The sequence below is a fragment of the Pseudomonas sp. R1-1 genome (assembly GCF_051132135.1).
In the GTDB taxonomy this organism is placed as follows: domain Bacteria; phylum Pseudomonadota; class Gammaproteobacteria; order Pseudomonadales; family Pseudomonadaceae; genus Aquipseudomonas.
Window position 1 is genome coordinate 2,156,095 of the sequence record NZ_CP071663.1, and the last position, 19,019, is coordinate 2,175,113.

Sequence of the window (19,019 nt, forward strand, 5' to 3'; positions counted from 1 at the left end):
CCCATTCATTGCCAGAGACCCTCCCATGAGCGAGCCGATTCGTCTGACCCAATACAGCCACGGCGCCGGTTGCGGCTGCAAGATTTCTCCGCAGGTGCTGGAAGTGATTCTGGCCGGCAGTGGCGCGCAGAACCTCGACCCCAAATTGTGGGTCGGCAATGCATCGCGTGATGACGCGGCGGTGTACGAGATCGATGCCGAGCGCGGTGTGGTGTCGACCACGGACTTTTTCATGCCGATCGTCGATGACCCGTTCGACTTCGGCCGCATCGCCGCGACCAATGCGATCAGCGATATCTATGCGATGGGCGGTGATCCGCTGATGGCGATCGCCATTCTCGGCTGGCCGGTCAACGTGCTGGCGCCGGAAGTGGCGCGGGAAGTGATTCGCGGTGGCCGCGCGGTGTGCGACGCGGCGGGCATTCCGCTGGCCGGCGGGCATTCGATCGATGCGCCGGAGCCGATTTTCGGCCTCGCCGTCACAGGGCTTGTGGAAAAGCGCCACATGAAGCGCAACGACACCGCCACCGCCGGTTGCCTGTTGTACCTGACCAAGCCGCTGGGCATCGGCATCCTCACCACCGCCGAAAAGAAGGGCAAGCTTCGCGCCGCCGACGTCGGCGTGGCCCGTGACTGGATGTGCACCCTGAACAAGCCCGGCAGCCGTTTCGGCAAACTCGCCGGCGTTACGGCGATGACCGACGTCACCGGTTTTGGTCTGCTCGGGCATCTGGTGGAAATGGCGGACGGCAGCCAGCTCACCGCGCGCATCGCCTATGACCGCGTGCCGCGTCTGGACAGCGTCGAGTATTACCTCGATCAAGGCTGCGTGCCCGGCGGCACGTTGCGCAATTTCGACAGCTACGCAAAACAGGTCGGCCGCGTCCAGGAGCTGCACAAACGCGTGCTGTGCGATCCGCAAACCAGCGGTGGTCTGCTGATCGCCGTGACGCCAGAGGGCAACGAAGAATTCCTCGCGGTTGCCGCCGAACTGGGCCTGAACCTAGCGCCAATCGGCGAACTGGTCGAGCGACAGACGAACGCAGTCGAGGTGATTTGATGCTCCGCGACTGCACCGATTACCGCGACATCTTCCTCAACGACCGGCCGCTGATGGACGCCCGTGCGCCGGTCGAGTTTCACAAGGGCGCGTTCCCCGGCGTGGTCAACCTGCCGCTGATGAACGACGCCGAGCGGCAAAAAATCGGCACCTGCTACAAGCAGCACGGCCAGCAGGCGGCCATCGAATTGGGCCATCAACTGGTGTCCGGCGCGGTGAAGGCCGAGCGCATCCAGGCCTGGGCCGATTTCGCCCGAGCCCATCCTGATGGTTATCTGTATTGTTTTCGCGGCGGCCTGCGCTCGCAGATCACCCAGCAATGGCTGCGCGACGAGGCCGGCATCGACTATCCGCGCGTCGGTGGTGGCTACAAGGCGATGCGCAGTTTTCTGATCGACACCCTTGAACAAGCCATCGGCCAGTGCGATTTCGTTCTGCTCGGTGGCATGACCGGCACTGGCAAGACCGAAGTGCTGGTGCAGCTGCGCAATGGTCTGGACCTGGAAGGGCACGCCAATCATCGCGGTTCGAGCTTCGGCAAACGCGCGACCGGGCAGCCGTCGAACATCGATTTCGAAAACCGTCTGGCCATCGACATCCTCAAGAAGCGCGATGCCGCTATCGAGCAGTTCGTGCTCGAGGACGAGAGCCGGGTGGTTGGCAGTTGCGCCTTGCCGCTGGCGCTGTATCAGGGCATGCAGCAGTACCCGATGGTCTGGCTGGAGGACCGTTTCGAGGATCGCGTCGAGCGGATCCTGCGTGATTACGTCACCGATCTGGCGGCGGAGTTTTCAGCGGTCCATGGCGAGGAGGGTTTCACGCTGTTTTCCGAACGCCTGATAGAGAGCCTGAACAACGTACAGAAACGTCTGGGTGGCGAGCGCCATCGACGTCTGTTGCTGTTGATGGAAGACGCACTGGCCGAGCAGGCCCGCAGCGGCGCGGTGGACCTGCATCGCGGCTGGATCGAAGGCTTGCTGCGTGAGTATTACGACCCGATGTACGTGTTCCAGCGCGAGAAGAAGGGCGGGCGGATCGAGTTTGCCGGGGAGCGGGGGGCGGTGATCGAGTATCTGCAGGAAAGGGTGAATCAGAAAGGTTGAGGTTGCTTCGACAGGCCTCATCGCTAGCAGGCTAGCTCCCACAAGGGGTGCGGCGTACACAAAACCTGTGGGAGCCAGCCTGCTGGCGATGGGGCCAGCAAGGCCAATGCAAGATTCAGGTCGGGCAGCTCTGCTCGCCATGGTCCAGCCCCTGCTTGTAACTATGGCTCTGCAGGCTGGCCTTGCCGTTGTGCCAGGTCAGGGTCAGCACATACAGCGAGTCGAAATCATTGCCCGCCCAGTCCTCGGTGATGTTCTGTTTCTTGCCGACCGCGTTGCCCGCAACCTTGTTGATCAGCTCTGGCAGATAGCCGTGTGACCAAGCGGTGTAGATCGTCGAGTTGTGGTACTTCTCGTCCAGCAGTTCGCGGGCCAGGTCACTGGTGTCATTGGCCGAGAACTCGATGTTCACCGGCAGGCCGAGCTTGATCGCAGCGGGGCTGATGGTCATCAGCGGACGAATGTAGCTGTAGGAATTGTCCAGCTCGCCTTCTTCGACATTGCGCGTCGGATTGGCGGCGAACACGTAGTCGGCCTTGCCGAATTTTTCCGGCAGCAGCGTCGACAGGTCGATGGCGCGGTTCAGGCCCTGGCAGTTGAGCTGACCCAGGCCGCCTTCGGGTTTTTCGGCATGGCGCAGAAACACCAGCGTCTGCGTGCCGTCGGCCGGCTGTGCGCGGCTCTCGCTGGACTCCAGCGACAACGCCAGCGCAGTCACGGCCAGCAGGGAAGGCAGGAATACATAGGCACGGTGTTTGAAACGTTTGGCGAAACTCATCAGGTTCGTCATGAAATCAAAAGTTCTTCAGCAAATTCAGTTAGGGCTGACAAACCGTTACACCACGGGCTGCCGGCGCCGGGTGTTTTCCATGTCGTGAACAGCTTCCTCTGCAAAAAGGCATAGCTCAGAGTCCTAGCGGGCCGTTTGGTTCGATTCGGCCCGCCGTGCGGCACTTTAACGACAAACTCTGCGAGCTTGAGCGCAGGTTAGCGACAGGATGTTACGGTTCGTGTAGGCGCTGCGGCGGGCCTGTTTTATGATCGGCTTCTAATTTGTGACTGGATGCTTCCCATGACCGATCTGTCCGCGTTCCCGATCACCCAGAAATGGCCGGCGCAGTACCCTGACTGGATTCAGCTCTATTCCCTGCCGACGCCCAACGGCGTGAAAGTCTCGATCATGCTCGAAGAAATCGGCCTGCCGTACGAGCCGCATCGCGTCGGGTTCGACACCAATGACCAGACCTCGCCAGAGTTCCTGTCGCTGAACCCGAACAACAAGATCCCGGCGATCCTCGATCCGCATGGTCCCGGCGACCAGCCGCTGCCGCTGTTCGAGTCCGGCGCCATCCTGATCTATCTGGCTGACAAAAGCGGCCAGTTGCTGGCCCAGGAAGGCGCGCTGCGTTACGAGACGATCCAGTGGCTGATGTTCCAGATGGGCGGCATCGGCCCGATGTTCGGCCAGCTCGGTTTCTTCAACAAATTTGCCGGCAAGGATTACGAAGACAAGCGTCCGCGCGATCGTTATGTCGATGAAAGCAAACGCCTGCTCAACGTGTTGAATACGCGCCTGGAAGGACGTGACTGGATCATGGGCGAGCGGTACACCATTGCCGATATCGCCACGTTCCCGTGGGTGCGCAACCTGATCGGCTTTTATGAAGCGGGTGATCTGGTGGGCATTCAGAACTTCCCCAATGTCACGCGGGTGCTGGAGCGGTTTCTCGCTCGTCCTGCTGTCGTTCGCGGCCTCACCATTCCCTCCTGACTCACCGCATTCCCCTGTAGGCCTTCGCCTGCTCGCGATAGCGGTGTGTCAGTCAAAAAATGTGTGGCTGATATACCGCTATCGCGAGCAGGCTCACTCCTACAGGGGATTTGTAGTGTTCTGAGGATTATTGCGAACCCGGTAACGCTCTCTTGATTGATCCAGGTTTGTACCCCAACCCCCGCAAGGCATAAGCTTCGCCCCCTACGACTTTCGTCTCATCCGCCGTTTTCAGGAAAGGCCCCATGTCCAGTCAGTTCCCCGAAGCACGTCCCCGCCGTCTGCGCCGCAATGCGAGCCTGCGCAGTCTGTTCCAGGAAACCGAGTTCAGCCTGAACGATCTGGTCCTGCCGATCTTCGTCGAAGAAGACATCGACGACTTCGTGCCGATCACCAGCATGCCCGGTGTGCAGCGCATTCCCGAGCGCAAGCTGGCCAGCGAAATCGAGCGTTACGCGCGCGCCGGGATCAAGTCGGTGATGACTTTCGGCGTCTCGCATCATCTGGACAGCAACGGCAGCGACACCTGGCGTGAAGACGGCCTGGTGTCGCGTATGTCGCGCATCGCCAAGGACGCCGTGCCGGAAATGATCGTGATGTCCGACACCTGCTTTTGCGAGTACACCGATCACGGCCACTGCGGCGTGATGCACAACCACGAAGTCGACAACGACCAGACCCTGATCAACCTCGGCAAACAAGCCGTGGCGGCGGCGCGTGCCGGTGCCGATGTGATCGCGCCGTCGGCCGCGATGGACGGCCAGGTGCGGGCGATTCGTCAGGCGCTGGACGAAGCCGGATTCACCCAGATTCCGATCATGGCTTATTCGACCAAATTCGCTTCGGCGCTGTATGGCCCGTTCCGCGAGGCCGGTGGCAGCGCGCTGAAGGGCGACCGCAAAAGCTACCAGATGAACCCGATGAACCGCCGCGAAGCCCTGCGCGAGTCGCTGCTCGATGAGCAGGAAGGCGCCGATGCGCTGATGGTCAAACCCGCCGGCGCCTACCTCGACATCATCCGCGATATCCGTCAGGCGTCGAACCTGCCGCTGGCGGCGTATCAGGTCAGTGGCGAGTACGCGATGATCAAATTCGGCGCCCAGGCCGGCGCGATCGATGAAGACCGTGTGGTGCGCGAAAGCCTCGGCGCAATCAAGCGCGCGGGTGCGGATCTGATCTTCACCTACTTTGCGATGGATCTGGCGTTGGCGGGGATCTGAACAACACCCCATAACCTGTGGGAGCTGGCTTGCCAGCGATGGCGTCGGCACAGGCAGAATCATGCTGGCTGATCTACCGCTATCGCTGGCAAGCCAGCTCCCACAGGGTTCAGGGTGTTCTTTGTGTCACGGCCCACGGTTTGCCAGCGATTGTGTATGGTGGGGGCGCCTCAACGGACTGGATAACGCAACATGCACACCCCTCGCTTACTCATCACCCTCGCGGCTTTGCTGGCATTGGCCGGTTGCGCCAGCCAGCGCGGCGGCGAACCGCTGCCACGCCCACCCGCCGAGGTGAAAGCCGAAATCGTCCGGCTGCTGCCGGCGAAAATCCCTGACCGGCAGGGCTGGGCCACCGATATCTACGCCGCCTTCGCCGCGCAGAACATCAGCCCGACCACGCAAAATCTGTGTTCGGTGCTGGCCGTGGCCGAGCAGGAATCGACCTTTCAGGCTGACCCGAAAGTCCCTGGCCTGGGCAAGATCGCCCGTGACGAAATCGACCGCCGCGCCGCCAAAGTGCACATCCCCAGCCTGCTGGTCAGCGGTGCCCTGCAAGTGCGTTCGCCCAACGGCAAGAGTTACAGCGAACGCCTGAATGCGGCGCGCAGCGAAAAAGAGCTGAGTGCGATTTTCGATGATTTCATTGGCATGGTGCCGATGGGACGCACCTTGTTCGGCGGCTTCAACCCGGTGCACACCGGCGGACCGATGCAGGTCAGCATCGAATTTGCCGAACAGCACGCCAAGGATTATCCGTACCCGGTGGACGGCACGATTCGCCGCGAAGTGTTCAGCCGGCGCGGTGGCATGTATTTCGGTATTGCCCATTTGCTCGGTTATCCGGTCAGTTACCGCGAGCCGTTGTACCGCTTCGCCGATTTCAATGCCGGTTGGTACGCCAGCCGCAACGCCGCATTCCAGAACGCCGTGAGCCGCGCTTCGGGCATTCCGCTGGCGCTCGATGGCGACTTGATCCGCTACGACTCGATCATGCCCGGCAGCACGGAACTGGCGGTGCGCACCCTCGGCAAATCGCTGGGCATGCGCAACCCGAGCATTCGCGATCAGCTGGAGAAGGGCAAAACCCTGGAATTCGAAGAGAGCAAACTCTACAAGCGGGTCTTTGAACTGGCCGAGCAGGCTGAAGGCAAGCCATTGCCGCGGGCGGTGTTGCCGGGCATCGTCCTGCAAAGTCCGAAGATCACCCGCAAACTCACCACCGCGTGGTTCGCCAAACGCGTGGACGAACGCTATAAACGCTGCATGGCCAAGGCCGGGTAAAAACGGTAGACATAAAAAACCCGGCTGAGGGAGCCGGGTTTTTCTGCGGTGTTGCGCGTGACGCCATTCATTCAAGCGTTGCGCAGTTCGTTCATGCGATCAGCACCGCCTTCAGCGACACGACGTTCGATCAGACGATCCGAACCACCTTCAGCAACGCGGCGTTCGATCAGACGATCCGAACCACCTTCAGCAACGCGGCGTTCGATCAGACGATCCGAGCCACCTTCAGCAACGCGGCGTTCGATCAGACGATCCGAACCACCTTCGGCAACGCGGCGTTCGATCAGACGATCCGAGCCACCTTCAGCAACGCGACGTTCGATCAGACGATCCGAGCCACCTTCAGCAACGCGACGTTCGATCAGACGATCCGAGCCACCCTCAGCGACGCGACGTTCGATCAGACGATCCGATCCGCCTTCAGCGACGCGGCGTTCGATCAGACGATCCGAACCACCTTCAGCCAGACGGCTTTCGATCAATTTGTCCGAGCCGTCAGCGGCGATCATTGTGTGGGCCGGGGTAGCGGCAAAAGCGTTAACTGCGAAAACCGAGAAAGCGATGCTGAGAAGAGTCTGGCGTTTCATGATGGTGTGCTCCGGGGTGTTGTTGGTTGGTATGGAGCTGATGTTACGCCCGGAATTTTTTCTGAGAACTTCATTGCCGTGATGGTGAACATCGACGCCGATGATGGTAGCTGCAAGCCGCAGAACAGAGCCTTAAAGCACCTTCACCGCGCGGCCGATCGCCTGAATCGGCCCGGTCGGTTTGCCGATCGGCGAGCCATTGGCGCCCTCCAGCGTCAGCTCGAACAACTGATTCGGTTGCAGCGGCGGCAGTTTATCCAGCGGCACCGACAAGGCCTCGCCCGGTTTGACCAGCCCCAGCGACACCGGCCCTTGCCAGCCGTCCGCTTTGGTCCAGAACTCCAGGGCCTTGTCTGCCGGCACTTCGACCACGCCGAGCGGAATCAGCTGAATCTCGCGCGAGTTGCTGGCCTGGATCACCCAGCCCGGTGCCTTGTCCTGCGGCGCCACCAGCACCACCAGATAGCTCGGTTTCGGCGCGGTCTGGGTCAGCAGAATCGAACCCAATACCAGGGTTGCCGCCAACCCGGCCGCACTCAAGCCGCGCCACAGCGGCAGCCGATTCCACCACGACGTTGCCGGGCTTTTGTGGGTGAGGCGATTGAGGCTGCGTTCGATGCGCGGCCACAGCAGCGCCGACGGTTGCTGCGGTTCGGCCAGATCGGTCAGCTCCAGCAGGCGTCGCTCCCAGGCGTCCACTGCCGCACGCAGCTCGGGATCGTCGGGCAAGCGTCGCTGCACCTCGATCCGCTGTTCGAATGACAGCGTGCCGAGCACGTATTCGCTGGCCAGTTCATCACGTTCCTGCGCCGATTCGCCGCTCATCCCATGCACTCCCGCAACGCATTGAGGCTGCGCTTGAGCCACGCTTTGACGGTGCCCAGCGGTGTGCCGAGGCGCGCCGAAATCTGCGCGTGGCTGTAGCCGTCGACATACGCATGCAGGATGCAGGTGCGCCGCTGCGGCTCCAGCTGTTCCAGGCAACGGTGGATGCGCGCCGAATGTGCGGCAGCATCGAAGCCGTCATCCTCGGCCGCCACTTCGTGATCGACACTGAGCGGCGTTTCGCGACTGTGATCGCGCAACAGGTTCAGCGCCAGATGCCGGGTCACGCTGAACATCCAGCCACGCGCCGAACCGCGCGCCGGGTCAAACCCCGCCGCGCCGTTCCAGATCTTGATGAATGCTTCATGAACGATGTCCTCCGCCAGTGCCGTGTCGCGCACCAGACGCTTGGCCACGCCGAGCAGGCGCGGGCCTTCCTGCACATACAAATCGCGCAGGGCCGCACGCTCGCCGCGGGCACAGGCAGCGAGACGGTCCTGGTAATCGAAATCGGATTCGGCTAAAGGCATGGTGTGCAATCTAGCTGACATTCCCCAAACATCCAGACGCCTTGTTACTTGTGGGAGCGAGCCTGCTCGCGAAGGCGGAGTGTCAGTCGAAGCTATTTCTGTCTGACCTGGCGCATTCGCGAGCAGGCTCGCTCCCACAGGTGGATCTTCAGTGCTTTTGAAAATCAGTTCGCCGCCCAGAAGATGTAATCCGCCTGATACTTCACCACTTCCTGCTTGCCCTTGTTCGCCGTCGTGCAGGCGCTGGCCGGGGCCACGCCGCCCTTGAGTGCGACGCGCTGGATGTAGCTCACGCCGCTCATCGCGCCTTTGCCTTCAGCCGGGTTGGCTTTCACCAGTTGATACGGCAGGTTGCCCGGGCTTGATGGCGCTACGGCCAATTGCGTGCCGGTGACTTTCGAACCGTCCTTGGCTTGCCAGGTGGCTGGCGGGCCGAAGTAGGTGCCGACCTGCTTGCCGCTGCGGTCATTGAGCACGGCTTTCGGGCCGACGAAGGTCCACTCGGTCTGGCCGGCCATGTTCGGCTTGTCGCGGCATTCATAGGTGATCTCGCCGACGCCGGTGGTTTCCATGGCGATCTTGTGGCCGTCCGGCACTTTGATGGTGTCGGGATAACTGCTCTGGGCAAAGGTCGTCGAGGTGACGGCGAGCAAACCGGTGAAGCCAATCAGCTGGGTGATGTTCATCCGATGATTCTCCGAAAAGGGTAGAGCGCTGACAGCACAAAAGTGGGCTGTTACAGGGACTACCCGTGGCGGAGGCGATTGGATGCAGTGCCTGAAAAATAAATTTCAATGCCCCCCTCAATCCCTGTAGGAGTGAGCCTGCTCGCGATAGCGGTGGGTCAGGCAGCACTCATATCACTGCAATACCGCTATCGTCGGAACGCCGCCCGGAGCAGGCTCACTCCTACAGGGCTTTGTGTTGGGATTGAGGGAGGAGGCGTTGAGGAGTTCCTGGGTGTAGGGATGTTGTGGCGCCGCGAAAATCGCCTGCGACGGTCCTTGTTCAACGACCTTGCCATCCTTGATCACCATCAAGTCATGCGCCAGCGCATGCACCACTGCCAGATCATGGCTGATGAACAGATACGTCAGCCCGTGCTTGATCTGCAATTGCCGCAACAACTCCACCACCTGCTTTTGCACGGTGCGGTCCAGCGCCGAGGTCGGTTCGTCGAGCAGGATCAGCGCCGGTTCCAGCACCAGTGCGCGGGCGATGGAAATGCGTTGGCGCTGGCCGCCGGAAAACTCATGGGGATAGCGATGACGGCTTTGCGGGTCGAGACCGACCTCTTCAAGCACGCGGATCACCGCGGCTTCACGTTCGGCTTCTGTACCGATGCCATGGGTCAGCAAGCCCTCGGCAATGATCTGCTGCACCGACATGCGCGGGCTGAGGCTGCCGAACGGATCCTGAAACACCACCTGAATCTGCCGCCGCAACGGCCGCATCAAGCGCTGGTTGAGCAGGCTCAATTGCTTGTTGCCGAAACGGATGTTGCCCTCGGATTCGACCAGACGCAGAATCGCCTGACCCAAGGTCGACTTGCCCGAACCCGACTCGCCGACAATTCCCAGAGTCTTGCCGCGTTGCAGGGTGAAACTGACCCCGTCCACCGCTTTGATGTAATCCTGCTGGCGGCTGAACAATGCCTTGGGCAGAGGAAACCAGACCTTCAGATCGTCGACCTCGAGCAAGTTGTGCTCGTACTGACTCGGCACCGGCGCGCCGCTCGGCTCGGCCTCGATCAGCAGGCGGCTGTAAGGATGCTGCGGCGCGTTGAACAGCGTTGCGCAATCGGCCTGTTCGACGATCTCGCCGTGACGCATCACGCACACGCGCTGCGCGATGCGCCGCACCAGATTGAGGTCGTGGCTGATCAGCAGCAACGACATGCCGAGGCGTTGCTGCAACTCGATCAGCAGTTCGAGGATCTTCTGCTGCACTGTGACGTCGAGCGCCGTGGTCGGCTCATCGGCGATCAACAACTCCGGCTCGTTGGCCAGCGCCATGGCGATCATCACCCGTTGCCGCTGACCGCCGGAGAGCTGATGCGGATAGGCCTTCAAACGCTGTAACGGCTGGCGAATGCCGACCAGTTCCAACAGCTCCAGCGTGCGTGCGCGAGCAGCGCGGCCCTTGAGACCTTTGTGGGTTTCCAGCACTTCGCTGATCTGCCGTTGCACCGTGTGCAGCGGGTTGAGCGAGGTCATCGGCTCCTGAAAGATCATCGCGATGCGATTGCCGCGCAAGCCACGCATCTGCTGCTCGCTGGCGTGCAGCAAATCCACGCCGTTGTAGCGGATCGCGCCGCTGCTGCTGAGGTTCTTGCCCGGCAGCAAGCGCAGGATCGAATGCGCCGTCACCGATTTGCCCGAGCCGGATTCACCGACCAATGCCAGGCACTCGCCACGGCGAATATCGAGGTTGACCCCGTGCACCACGGGCTGCCCGGCGAAGGCGACACGCAGGTCGCGAATTTCAATCAGGTTGTCAGTCATGTCAGCTCCGGGGATCGAACGCGTCACGGCAGGCCTCACCAATAAAAACCAACAAAGACAAAATCAACGCCAAGGCGAAAAACGCCGTCAGCCCCAGCCACGGTGCCTGCAGATTGCGCTTGGCCTGGCCGATCAGCTCGCCCAGCGAGGCGGTGCCGGCCGGCATGCCGAAGCCGAGAAAATCCAGCGCGGTCAGGGTGGCGATGGCACCGGTGAGAATGAACGGCAGGTAGGTGAGGGTGGAGGTCATGGCGTTGGGCAGGATGTGCCGGCGCATCAGTTCGTTATCGGTCAGGCCCAGTGCCCGCGCGGCTTTGACGTATTCCAGATTGCGCCCGCGGAGGAACTCGGCGCGCACCACATCGACCAGCGCCAGCCAGGAAAACAGCGCCATGATCCCCAGCAACCACCAGAAACCCGGCGAGACGAAACCGGACAGAATGATCAGCAGGTACAGCACCGGCAGCCCCGACCAGATCTCCAGCACACGTTGCCCGAGCAGGTCGACCCAACCGCCGTAATAGCCTTGCAGCGCACCGGTAACGATGCCGATCAGCGCACTGATGGCGGTGAGGATCAACGCAAACGAGATCGAAATCCGTGTGCCGAAAATCACCCGCGCCAGCACATCGCGGGCCTGATCGTCAGTGCCCAGCCAATTGCTCGACGAGGGCGGACTGGGTGCCGGTTCGGCAAGGTCGTAATTGACCGTGTCGTAGCTGAACGGGATCGGCGGAAACAGCATCCAGCCGCCCTGATCTTCGATCAGCTTGTGCACGTAGCTGCTGGCGTAATCCGGCTGAAACGGCAGCTCGCCGCCAAAATCGGTTTCCTGATAATCGCTGAGGATCGGAAAGTAGAAAGCGTCGTGGTAGCGGATCACCAGCGGCTTGTCGTTGGCGATCAACTCGCCGCCGAGGCAAATCAGGCACAAGCCGATAAACAGCCACAGCGACCAGCGTCCACGGCGGTTGGCCTTGAATTGCGCGACACGGCGTCGGCCCAGAGGAGACAGTGTGAACATCAGGCAGTCCTCGCCGAAAAGTCGATGCGCGGATCGAGCAGGGTGTAGCAGAGGTCGCCGATCAGCTTGATCAACAGGCCGAACAGGGTGAACAGAAACAGCGCGCCGAACACCACCGGATAGTCGCGCGACACCGCCGCTTCGTAGCTCATGCGGCCGAGGCCGTCGAGGTTGAAGATGGTTTCGATCAGCAGCGAGCCGGCGAAGAACACCTCGATCAGCGCCGACGGCACCCCGGCCACCACCAGCAGCATGGCGTTGCGAAACACGTGGCCGTAGAGCACACGGCGCTCGGTCAGGCCTTTGGCCCGCGCGGTGACCACGTACTGGCGGCTGATCTCGTTGAGAAAGCTGTTCTTGGTCAGGATCGTCAATGTGGCGAAGCCGCCGATCACCAGCGCGGTGACCGGCAACACCAGATGCCAGAGGTAATCGCCGAGCTTGCCCAGCGTGCTCAGTTTCTCGAAGTCGTCCGAGACCAGCCCCTGCACTGGAAACCAGTTGACGTAGCTGCCACCGGCGAACACCACGATCAGCAGAATGGCAAAGAGAAATGCCGGCATCGCATAGCCGATGATGATTGCCGTGCTGCTCCAGACATCAAACGCGCTGCCGTTTCTGATTGCCTTGCGAATGCCCAGCGGGATCGAAATCAGGTAAGTGATCAGCGTCGCCCACAAGCCCAGCGACAGTGACACCGGCAGCTTCTGCACGATCAGGTCAGTGACCTTGGCGCCGCGAAAAAAACTGCTGCCCAGGTCCAGCTGCGCGTAGTTTGTCAGCATCAGCCACAGGCGTTCGTGCAGCGGTTTGTCGAAGCCGTAATGGTGTTTGATTTCTTCGATCAGCGCCGGGTCCAGACCACGGCTGCTGCGCCCGGCACCGCCGACCGCCGCGACTTCGCCGCCACCGCCCATGCTGTGCCCGCCAAAGCCTTGCAAACGGGCAATGGCTTGTTCCACCGGCCCACCCGGCGCTGCCTGCACGATCAGGAAATTCACCACCAGAATGCACAGCAGTGTGGGGATGATCAGCAGCAAGCGACGACTCAGATAACGCAACATGTCACTGGCCTCCCGCGAGCTGAGCGCGCATCTGCTGGGTGGTCAGCGGCTTGGCCGAGACTTCCCACCAGGTGTTGAGGCCTTCGTCGTACGCCGGTTGCACGGCCGGCATGCCAAAGCGGTTCTGATGCACCGTCGGCGTGCCTTTGGAGTAGTAGTTGGGAATCATGTAGTAACCCCATTGCAGCACCCGGTCGAGGGCGCGGGCGTAATGCACCATGGCTTGGCGGCTGTTGGCCTGGACCAGTCCGTCGATCAGTTGATCGACCGCCGGGTCGGCCAGCACCATCGAGTTCGAACTGCCGACCTGCGTGGCACTTTGCGAGGCGTACAGGCTGTACAACTCGCGGCCCGGGGAGACGATCGGATCGCCACTGCGCGGGAAACTGGTGACGATCATGTCGTAGTCGCGGGCATTGAGACGGTTGACGTACTGCGCCGAATCGATACGCCGCAGATTGAGCGTGATGCCGATCTGCGCGAGGGTGCGTTTGAACGGCAGCAGCATGCGATCAAAACCGCCCTGACCGTCGAGAAACGTGAATTCCATTGGCTCGCCCGCAGCGTTGACCAGGCGATTGTGTTGCGGCGTCCAGCCGGCTTCGGCGAGCAGCTTCAGCGCTTGCAATTGCTTGTCGCGGATGTAGCCACTGCCGTCGGTTTTCGGCGCTTCATACACCGTGGTGAAAACCTCATCGGGGACCTTGCCGCGCAGTGGTTCAAGGATCTTCAATTCATCGGCGTCGGGCAGCGCCGTGGCAGCCATTTCACTCTTCGGCCAGAAGCTGTTCTGGCGCACGTAGAAACCCCGCATCATCTGCTTGTTGGTCCATTCGAAATCCCACAGCAGGCTGATTGCCTGGCGCACGCGGCGATCCTTGAAGATCGGATTCTGCAGGTTGAACACGAAGCCTTGCGCTGCGGTAGGTTTTTCCGGGGCGAGGATCGCTTGCTGCAGGCGCCCGTCGCGCAGGGCCGGGCTGTCGTAGCCGACGACGTAACCGGATGAGGAAAACTCGCGGTTGTAGTCAAACGCACCGGCCTGCAACAACTGGCGAGCGACGTCGGTGTCGCCGTAGAAATTCACGGTCAGCGTGTCGAAGTTGTACATGCCGCGACTGACCGGCAGATCCTTGCCCCACCAGTCCGGGTCGCGCTGGAAACTGATGCTGCGCCCGGCGTCGACCTTGCTCACTCGGTACGGGCCGCTGCCCAGCGGCGGCTCGAAACCGCCGCCATTGGCGAAGTCGCGGGTTTTCCACCAGTGTTCGGGCACCACGCGCATCGTCGCCAGGTCCAGCGCCAGCGTGCGGTTGAGGTTGTTCTTGAAGGTGAAGCGTACTTGTCGCGGGCCTTCGATCAGCACGTCCTGCACATCGGCGTACTGCTGGCGATAACTGAGGCTGCCCTTGGTCATCAGCAGGTTGAAGGTGTAGCGCACATCTTCGGCGCTGATCGGCGTGCCGTCGGCAAAACGCGCCTTGGGGTTGAGGGTGAAACGCACCCAGCGCCCGTCGGGGTCGCGCTCGATCTGCTCGGCGACCAGACCGTAGACGGTGTAGGGCTCATCGAGCGAGCGGAACGCCAGGGGTGCGTACACCCAGTCGTTGACCTGCACCACGGAAATGCCCTGGTCGGCATACGGGGTGATGTAGTTGTACTGGCCGATCTCCATCGACGCGCGGCTGAGCGAACCGCCCTTGGGCGCCTTGGGATCGACGAAATCGAAATGCTGGAAATTCGCCGGATACTTCGGCGCCTCGCCGTACACCGTCAGCGCATGGCTGCCGGCGGCGAGCGCCGAGGTGCCAGAGCACAGCAGCGCACTGCCCAAAAGCAGCGCGGCGATGTTGCGCAAGATATTCATGAAGTCACTCCTCAATCCCTGGAAGCACACGGTTCAAAACTGTAGGAGTGAGCCTGCTCGCGATGAGGCCAAGTCAGACCCTGCAAGGTTGACTGAAAAAACGCTATCGCGAGCAGGCTCACTCCTACAAAGGGTTGTGGTGTTTTCAGTTAGAAGTGGTAAGTCATGCGCGCAAACAAGGTGCGCCCCAGCGGGTCGGTGTAGCGCGGGTCATAGCCGCTCTGGAAGTTGTAGGCCTGGTTGGAGAACGGCGGGTTGCGGTCGAAGACGTTCTTCATCCCGGCGTCGACATCCAGCACCTTGTTGAAGGTGTAGCCGGCCGACAGGTCCCACACCGAATACGAGGCCACGCGCGAATGGGTGTCGCGGTCGTAGTCGTTGTAGCCGGTGGTGAAGCGGTTGGTCAGCGCTGCCCGCGCCGCGCCCAGGCTCCAGCTGCCGGTGAGGTTGTGCTTCCAGCGCGCGATTACGCCGTCACCCTGAAAGTCGCCGACCTTGTCAGTGAACGGGCCTTTGATGGTGCTCTGGAAGTCGTACTCATCGACATAAGTGCCTTGCAAGCCGAGGCCAAACTGACCGTACGGCGTATTGGGGAAGCGATAGTCGAGCGACACATCGACGCCGTTGGTTTCGACGATGCCAAGGTTGGCGTTGCCGGTGACGATGTAATTTAGCGTGCCGTCGGCGTTACGCACGAAGCGATCCGGATAGGAGCCGGCCTGATCGAACACGGTGGATTCCGGGAATGGCTGGATCTGGTTGGAAATGTGAATCCACCAGAAATCCAGACCTACCGAGAGGTTGCTGATCGGCTGATAGACGAAGCCCAGCGTCACGTTGCGCGCCTTTTCCGGGGCCAGGTCTTCGTTGCCGCCGATCTGGTTGAGGAACTGCTGACCGCAATCGCGGCCACCGTTGCCGCCCGGTTGAACCACGCCGCCGGTACACAGCACCGGGTCGTTGTAGTAGCCCTGGGTGAAGGTGATGCTGCGCGGCGAATACAGCTCGTACAGCGACGGCGCACGGAAGCCTTCGCTGTAGGCGCCACGCACCACCAGCTCTTTCAACGGCTGATAACGGAACGAGTATTTCGGGTTGGTGGTGCTGCCGAAGTCGCTGTATTTGTCGTGGCGCACGGCGGCGGACAGTTCCAGGCTGTCGAGCACCGGCACGTTGATTTCGGCGTAGGCGGCTTTGACGCTGCGGTCACCCTCGACGCTGCCGGCCGGGTCGATGCCGAGGCTCTGGATGTCGCCGGCAAACTGTTCGAAGTCCTGATGGAATTTCTCTTTGCGGTACTCGCCACCCAAGGCCAGACCGGACGGGCCGGCGCCGAACCAGTCGCCGATCTCGCGGCTGATGCGCCCGTCGAACCCGGCCACGCGGCCCACAGCCGTGGAATAGGCGCCGTGGTACGCCGCGTTATCGATGTACTGCTGACCAGCGGCCGATTGCGGGCCGAACGGGTTGAGCAAACCGCTGGCCAGACCGTCGATCATCGCCTGATCGCTGACATAACCACTGGTGACGCTGGAGACGATTTTGTTCTGGTTGTACGAGGCGCCGACGTTGTAATCCCAGCCGGCAACCAGACCATCGAAGCTCAGCAGAAAGCGCTGACTGGTGTTCTGGTCCTTCGATTCACGCGGGCCGGCGGCGGTTTCACGCCAGTTGACGTCGACCGGTTGCGTCGGGTCGAGGGCGAAATCGGTGGGCGCCGGGGTGATGCCATTGCCGGGGTAATAGGGCGACGACGAATCCAGGCTCAGACCGGTCAATGGTGCCGGGCCGACGGCGGTGGCGTTGTTGTTGCGCGACCAGAAATATTCGAGGTTGACGTTGTGATCGTCGCCGAGCTTGCCGGTGGTCTTGCCGAAGAACGAAGTCTTCTCGGTCTGCGGCACCAGGTCGATGAATTCACGTGTGCTGAAGCGGCACAAGCCGTCGCGGGCGATCAGATTGGGCCCGTTGCAATTGCTGGCGGCCAACGGGTTGGTGGCGTTGCCGTTCTGGCTGTAGTTACCGGGGAACGCGGTGCCGGAGGTCTGATCGAGGCCGCGGCCGGGGGCGTAGTCGGTGGCGAACGAGCGGTCGTTGGCGTCGAGGTTCTGCTGCTTGTTGTAGTTGAACACGCCGAGCACGTTGAAGCGGTCTTCTTCCAGATCGCCGTAACCCCAACTGGCGCTCATGTCTTTGGTTGCGCCACCGCCGCTGTGGGTCGGGGTTTCGCCGCCGAGGGTCAGCGCGCCGTCGGTGAGGGATTTTTTGGTGATGAAGTTGATCACACCGCCGATCGCATCGGTGCCGTACAGCGCCGAGGCGCCGTCGCGCAGCACTTCCACGCGCTCGATGGCGGCAAACGGGATCATGTTCAGATCCACCGCGCCGCCCGCCGAGTTGGTGCCCGATAAGGCGTTGTTGGCCAGACGCCGGCCGTTGAGCAGCACCAGCGTCTTGTTCGCGCCGATGCCGCGCATGTCGGCGAACGAGGCGCCGCCAGTCGCCGCACCCACGGAGCCTGCGCTGTTGTTGATCGACTGGCTGCCGGTGATGCGCTGGACCAGTTCGGCGGTGGTGGTCACGCCCTGTTTGCGCAGTTCATCGGCCTTGAGAATGGTGATCGGCACCGCCGTTTCTGCATCGACCCGGCGAATCGCCGAACCGGTCACTTCCACCCGTTGCAGTTGCGTGGTGGGCGCGACGACCGCGGCTGCCGCCGGGACGCTGGCGTTGTCGTCCTCGGCCGCTTGCACGGTGCCGGCGCCCATTCCCACGGCCACCAGGTACAACGGAACGAAACGATGGCGAGAGATCGTGGCCACCAAGGGTTTGAGCGTGAAGCGTGGAGTGTTCATCAGCATGGTTGTTTCCGACTTTTATCAGACGTTATCGAAATGGCCTTGTGAGCCGCTCATTGCTCCGCTACCGGTGATACCGCGTGCGGAAAACCACTTTCTTCAAGCAAGCCGATCCCCTCCGAACACGCGTGGCGTTTTTTCGGTCGGCCGATTGCGACGGGATTCGTTCAGCGGTGCCGCGTGCGATGTTCAAGTCGCGCGCGGCACCGCATTCAGTGGGTGGTCATCACCGATATCTTGCTGATGCCCGAGCGTTCGATGGAGGCCATGGCTTTCGCCACCTGGCCGTAATTGACGGCGGCGTCGGCCTGCAACTGCACGCGGACATCGGCGTCCTTGGCCTTGACCTCCTTGAGGCTGGCCTCCAGCGACTCGGGGGCCAACTCGGTCTTGGCCAGATAGAACTTGCCGTCCTGATCGACGCTGACCACTACCGGGTCTTTCTTTTCGGCGGGGGCGACGGCGTCGGTTTTCGGCAGGTTGACCTTGATCGCGTTGGTCATCAGCGGCGCGGTCACGATGAACACCACCAGCAGCACGAGCATCACGTCGACCAGCGGCGTGACGTTCATTTCGCTGAGCACTTCATCGCTGTCTTGAGTCGAGAAAGACATCAGCTGGCCTCCCGCACGGCGCTGGTGGTTTTGCTGGCAATGGCCTGACGGCTGATGGAAAACGCGCTGCGCGAGGCGAGGGCGTCGAAGTCGTGGGCGAAGTCATCCATGTCCGCCGAGGCGAGCTTCAGGCGCCTTAGAAAGAAGTTGTAGATCAGCACCGCTGGCACGGCGACGGCGATACCTACCCCGGTGGCGATCAGTGCGTGGCCGATCGGCCCGGCGACCGCTTCAAGGCTGGCCGAACCGGTTTCGCCGATGCTTTTCAGCGCTTCCATGATGCCCCACACCGTACCGAACAGGCCAATGAACGGCGCGGTGCTGCCGATACTGGCGAGAATCGCCTGACCGTTTTCCAGCGAGCGGCGTTCCTTCTGGATCTGTTGGCGCAGGTTGCGTTCCAGACGATCCGAGCGGTTGATGGTGTGCGCCAGTTGTTGCGTGGTGCGCGGCGAATCTTCCACCAGCAATGCTTCGAACCCACTGCTGGCGATGCGCGCCAGCGAACCCGGATACTGGCTGGCGTGTTCGGCGGCGGTGAGCAGATCCGGCGCGCTCCAGAAGGCTTTGGTGAACTGTTTGTTCTGCGCTTTCTGGCGCAGGTACTGCGCCGACTTGACCAGCAGGATCGCCCAACTGACCACGGAAAACAGCACCAGGCCCCAGAGGACACCGGGGACAATCATCGAAGATAAGTCGTTCATG

The 19,019-nt window shown here is 61.7% G+C and carries 17 protein-coding genes; 5 read left to right on the top strand and 12 right to left on the bottom strand.

All coding sequences use genetic code 11. The annotated features are described in order from the left end of the window. Positions 1–25 precede the first annotated feature (25 nt). On the top strand, positions 26–1,060 hold the full coding sequence (selD, locus tag J3P75_RS09875; protein WP_090284574.1) for a selenide, water dikinase SelD: 1,035 nt from the start codon (positions 26–28) through the stop codon (positions 1,058–1,060). After that, entirely contained in the window at positions 1,060–2,163 is a 1,104-nt protein-coding gene (gene mnmH, locus J3P75_RS09880; RefSeq protein WP_434710132.1) for a tRNA 2-selenouridine(34) synthase MnmH, read from the top strand. Before selD ends, mnmH begins: the two co-directional genes overlap by 1 nt. A 115-nt stretch (positions 2,164–2,278) precedes the next feature. Here mnmH and J3P75_RS09885 read toward each other — a convergent pair whose 3' ends face one another. Continuing rightward, complete coding sequence (locus J3P75_RS09885) at positions 2,279–2,953, bottom strand: histidine phosphatase family protein (RefSeq protein WP_434596945.1); 675 nt, start codon at positions 2,951–2,953, stop codon at positions 2,279–2,281. 282 nt (positions 2,954–3,235) lie between these two features. Here J3P75_RS09885 and J3P75_RS09890 point away from each other — a divergent pair, with 282 nt between their 5' ends. The 3 genes from J3P75_RS09890 (at position 3,236) to J3P75_RS09900 (ending at position 6,438) form a co-directional block, all read left to right on the top strand. Then, positions 3,236–3,934, top strand: coding sequence for a glutathione S-transferase family protein (locus J3P75_RS09890; protein ID WP_093100104.1), 699 nt, complete (start codon positions 3,236–3,238; stop codon positions 3,932–3,934). A 245-nt stretch (positions 3,935–4,179) separates the two neighbouring features. Beyond that, complete coding sequence (gene hemB, locus J3P75_RS09895) at positions 4,180–5,154, top strand: porphobilinogen synthase (RefSeq protein WP_434710134.1); 975 nt, start codon at positions 4,180–4,182, stop codon at positions 5,152–5,154. Positions 5,155–5,346: 192 nt separating this feature from the next. After that, positions 5,347–6,438: a DUF1615 domain-containing protein gene (locus J3P75_RS09900; RefSeq protein WP_434710136.1), complete on the top strand. Its 1,092-nt coding sequence runs from the start codon at positions 5,347–5,349 to the stop codon at positions 6,436–6,438. 71 nt (positions 6,439–6,509) lie between these two features. Here J3P75_RS09900 and J3P75_RS09905 read toward each other — a convergent pair whose 3' ends face one another. The 11 genes from J3P75_RS09905 to J3P75_RS09955 form a co-directional block, all read right to left on the bottom strand. After that, positions 6,510–7,028: a phage infection protein gene (locus J3P75_RS09905; protein WP_434710137.1), complete on the bottom strand. Its 519-nt coding sequence runs from the start codon at positions 7,026–7,028 to the stop codon at positions 6,510–6,512. A gap of 132 nt (positions 7,029–7,160) precedes the next feature. Continuing rightward, entirely contained in the window at positions 7,161–7,853 is a 693-nt protein-coding gene (locus J3P75_RS09910; protein ID WP_434710139.1) for an anti-sigma factor, read from the bottom strand. Next, entirely contained in the window at positions 7,850–8,383 is a 534-nt protein-coding gene (locus tag J3P75_RS09915) for a sigma-70 family RNA polymerase sigma factor (protein ID WP_434710141.1), read from the bottom strand. Before J3P75_RS09915 ends, J3P75_RS09910 begins: the two co-directional genes overlap by 4 nt. Before the next feature lie 164 nt (positions 8,384–8,547). Next, positions 8,548–9,069 (bottom strand): DUF3455 domain-containing protein, encoded by a 522-nt coding sequence (locus J3P75_RS09920; RefSeq protein ID WP_434710143.1) that lies wholly within the window; start codon positions 9,067–9,069, stop codon positions 8,548–8,550. Between the two features lie 174 nt (positions 9,070–9,243). Continuing rightward, positions 9,244–10,887 carry an ABC transporter ATP-binding protein gene (locus J3P75_RS09925; protein ID WP_434710144.1) on the bottom strand — a complete coding sequence of 548 codons (1,644 nt, stop codon included), beginning with the start codon at positions 10,885–10,887 and terminating at the stop codon, positions 9,244–9,246. A 1-nt stretch (position 10,888) separates the two neighbouring features. Next, on the bottom strand, positions 10,889–11,911 hold the full coding sequence (locus tag J3P75_RS09930; RefSeq protein WP_434710145.1) for an ABC transporter permease: 1,023 nt from the start codon (positions 11,909–11,911) through the stop codon (positions 10,889–10,891). Continuing rightward, positions 11,911–12,975 (bottom strand): microcin C ABC transporter permease YejB, encoded by a 1,065-nt coding sequence (locus J3P75_RS09935; RefSeq protein ID WP_434710147.1) that lies wholly within the window; start codon positions 12,973–12,975, stop codon positions 11,911–11,913. Before J3P75_RS09935 ends, J3P75_RS09930 begins: the two co-directional genes overlap by 1 nt. A 1-nt stretch (position 12,976) precedes the next feature. Further along, the gene (locus J3P75_RS09940; protein ID WP_434710149.1) at positions 12,977–14,842 is read right to left on the bottom strand and encodes an extracellular solute-binding protein; all 1,866 of its coding nucleotides are present in this window, start codon (positions 14,840–14,842) and stop codon (positions 12,977–12,979) included. Positions 14,843–14,991: 149 nt separating this feature from the next. Beyond that, complete coding sequence (locus J3P75_RS09945; RefSeq protein ID WP_434710151.1) at positions 14,992–17,703, bottom strand: TonB-dependent receptor; 2,712 nt, start codon at positions 17,701–17,703, stop codon at positions 14,992–14,994. Positions 17,704–17,912: 209 nt separating this feature from the next. Next, entirely contained in the window at positions 17,913–18,314 is a 402-nt protein-coding gene (locus J3P75_RS09950) for an ExbD/TolR family protein (RefSeq protein WP_041477201.1), read from the bottom strand. After that, positions 18,314–19,000 carry a MotA/TolQ/ExbB proton channel family protein gene (locus tag J3P75_RS09955; RefSeq protein WP_394508129.1) on the bottom strand — a complete coding sequence of 229 codons (687 nt, stop codon included), beginning with the start codon at positions 18,998–19,000 and terminating at the stop codon, positions 18,314–18,316. Before J3P75_RS09955 ends, J3P75_RS09950 begins: the two co-directional genes overlap by 1 nt. Positions 19,001–19,019 lie beyond the last annotated feature (19 nt).

Coding starts and splice junctions, on each gene's coding strand:
- selD (WP_090284574.1), top strand. CDS start 26: ATGAGCGAGCCGATTCGTCTGACCCAATACAGCCACGGCGCCGGTTGC.
- mnmH (WP_434710132.1), top strand. CDS start 1,060: ATGCTCCGCGACTGCACCGATTACCGCGACATCTTCCTCAACGACCGG.
- J3P75_RS09885 (WP_434596945.1), bottom strand. CDS start 2,953: ATGACGAACCTGATGAGTTTCGCCAAACGTTTCAAACACCGTGCCTAT.
- J3P75_RS09890 (WP_093100104.1), top strand. CDS start 3,236: ATGACCGATCTGTCCGCGTTCCCGATCACCCAGAAATGGCCGGCGCAG.
- hemB (WP_434710134.1), top strand. CDS start 4,180: ATGTCCAGTCAGTTCCCCGAAGCACGTCCCCGCCGTCTGCGCCGCAAT.
- J3P75_RS09900 (WP_434710136.1), top strand. CDS start 5,347: ATGCACACCCCTCGCTTACTCATCACCCTCGCGGCTTTGCTGGCATTG.
- J3P75_RS09905 (WP_434710137.1), bottom strand. CDS start 7,028: ATGAAACGCCAGACTCTTCTCAGCATCGCTTTCTCGGTTTTCGCAGTT.
- J3P75_RS09910 (WP_434710139.1), bottom strand. CDS start 7,853: ATGAGCGGCGAATCGGCGCAGGAACGTGATGAACTGGCCAGCGAATAC.
- J3P75_RS09915 (WP_434710141.1), bottom strand. CDS start 8,383: ATGCCTTTAGCCGAATCCGATTTCGATTACCAGGACCGTCTCGCTGCC.
- J3P75_RS09920 (WP_434710143.1), bottom strand. CDS start 9,069: ATGAACATCACCCAGCTGATTGGCTTCACCGGTTTGCTCGCCGTCACC.
- J3P75_RS09925 (WP_434710144.1), bottom strand. CDS start 10,887: ATGACTGACAACCTGATTGAAATTCGCGACCTGCGTGTCGCCTTCGCC.
- J3P75_RS09930 (WP_434710145.1), bottom strand. CDS start 11,911: ATGTTCACACTGTCTCCTCTGGGCCGACGCCGTGTCGCGCAATTCAAG.
- J3P75_RS09935 (WP_434710147.1), bottom strand. CDS start 12,975: ATGTTGCGTTATCTGAGTCGTCGCTTGCTGCTGATCATCCCCACACTG.
- J3P75_RS09940 (WP_434710149.1), bottom strand. CDS start 14,842: ATGAATATCTTGCGCAACATCGCCGCGCTGCTTTTGGGCAGTGCGCTG.
- J3P75_RS09945 (WP_434710151.1), bottom strand. CDS start 17,703: ATGCTGATGAACACTCCACGCTTCACGCTCAAACCCTTGGTGGCCACG.
- J3P75_RS09950 (WP_041477201.1), bottom strand. CDS start 18,314: ATGTCTTTCTCGACTCAAGACAGCGATGAAGTGCTCAGCGAAATGAAC.
- J3P75_RS09955 (WP_394508129.1), bottom strand. CDS start 19,000: ATGATTGTCCCCGGTGTCCTCTGGGGCCTGGTGCTGTTTTCCGTGGTC.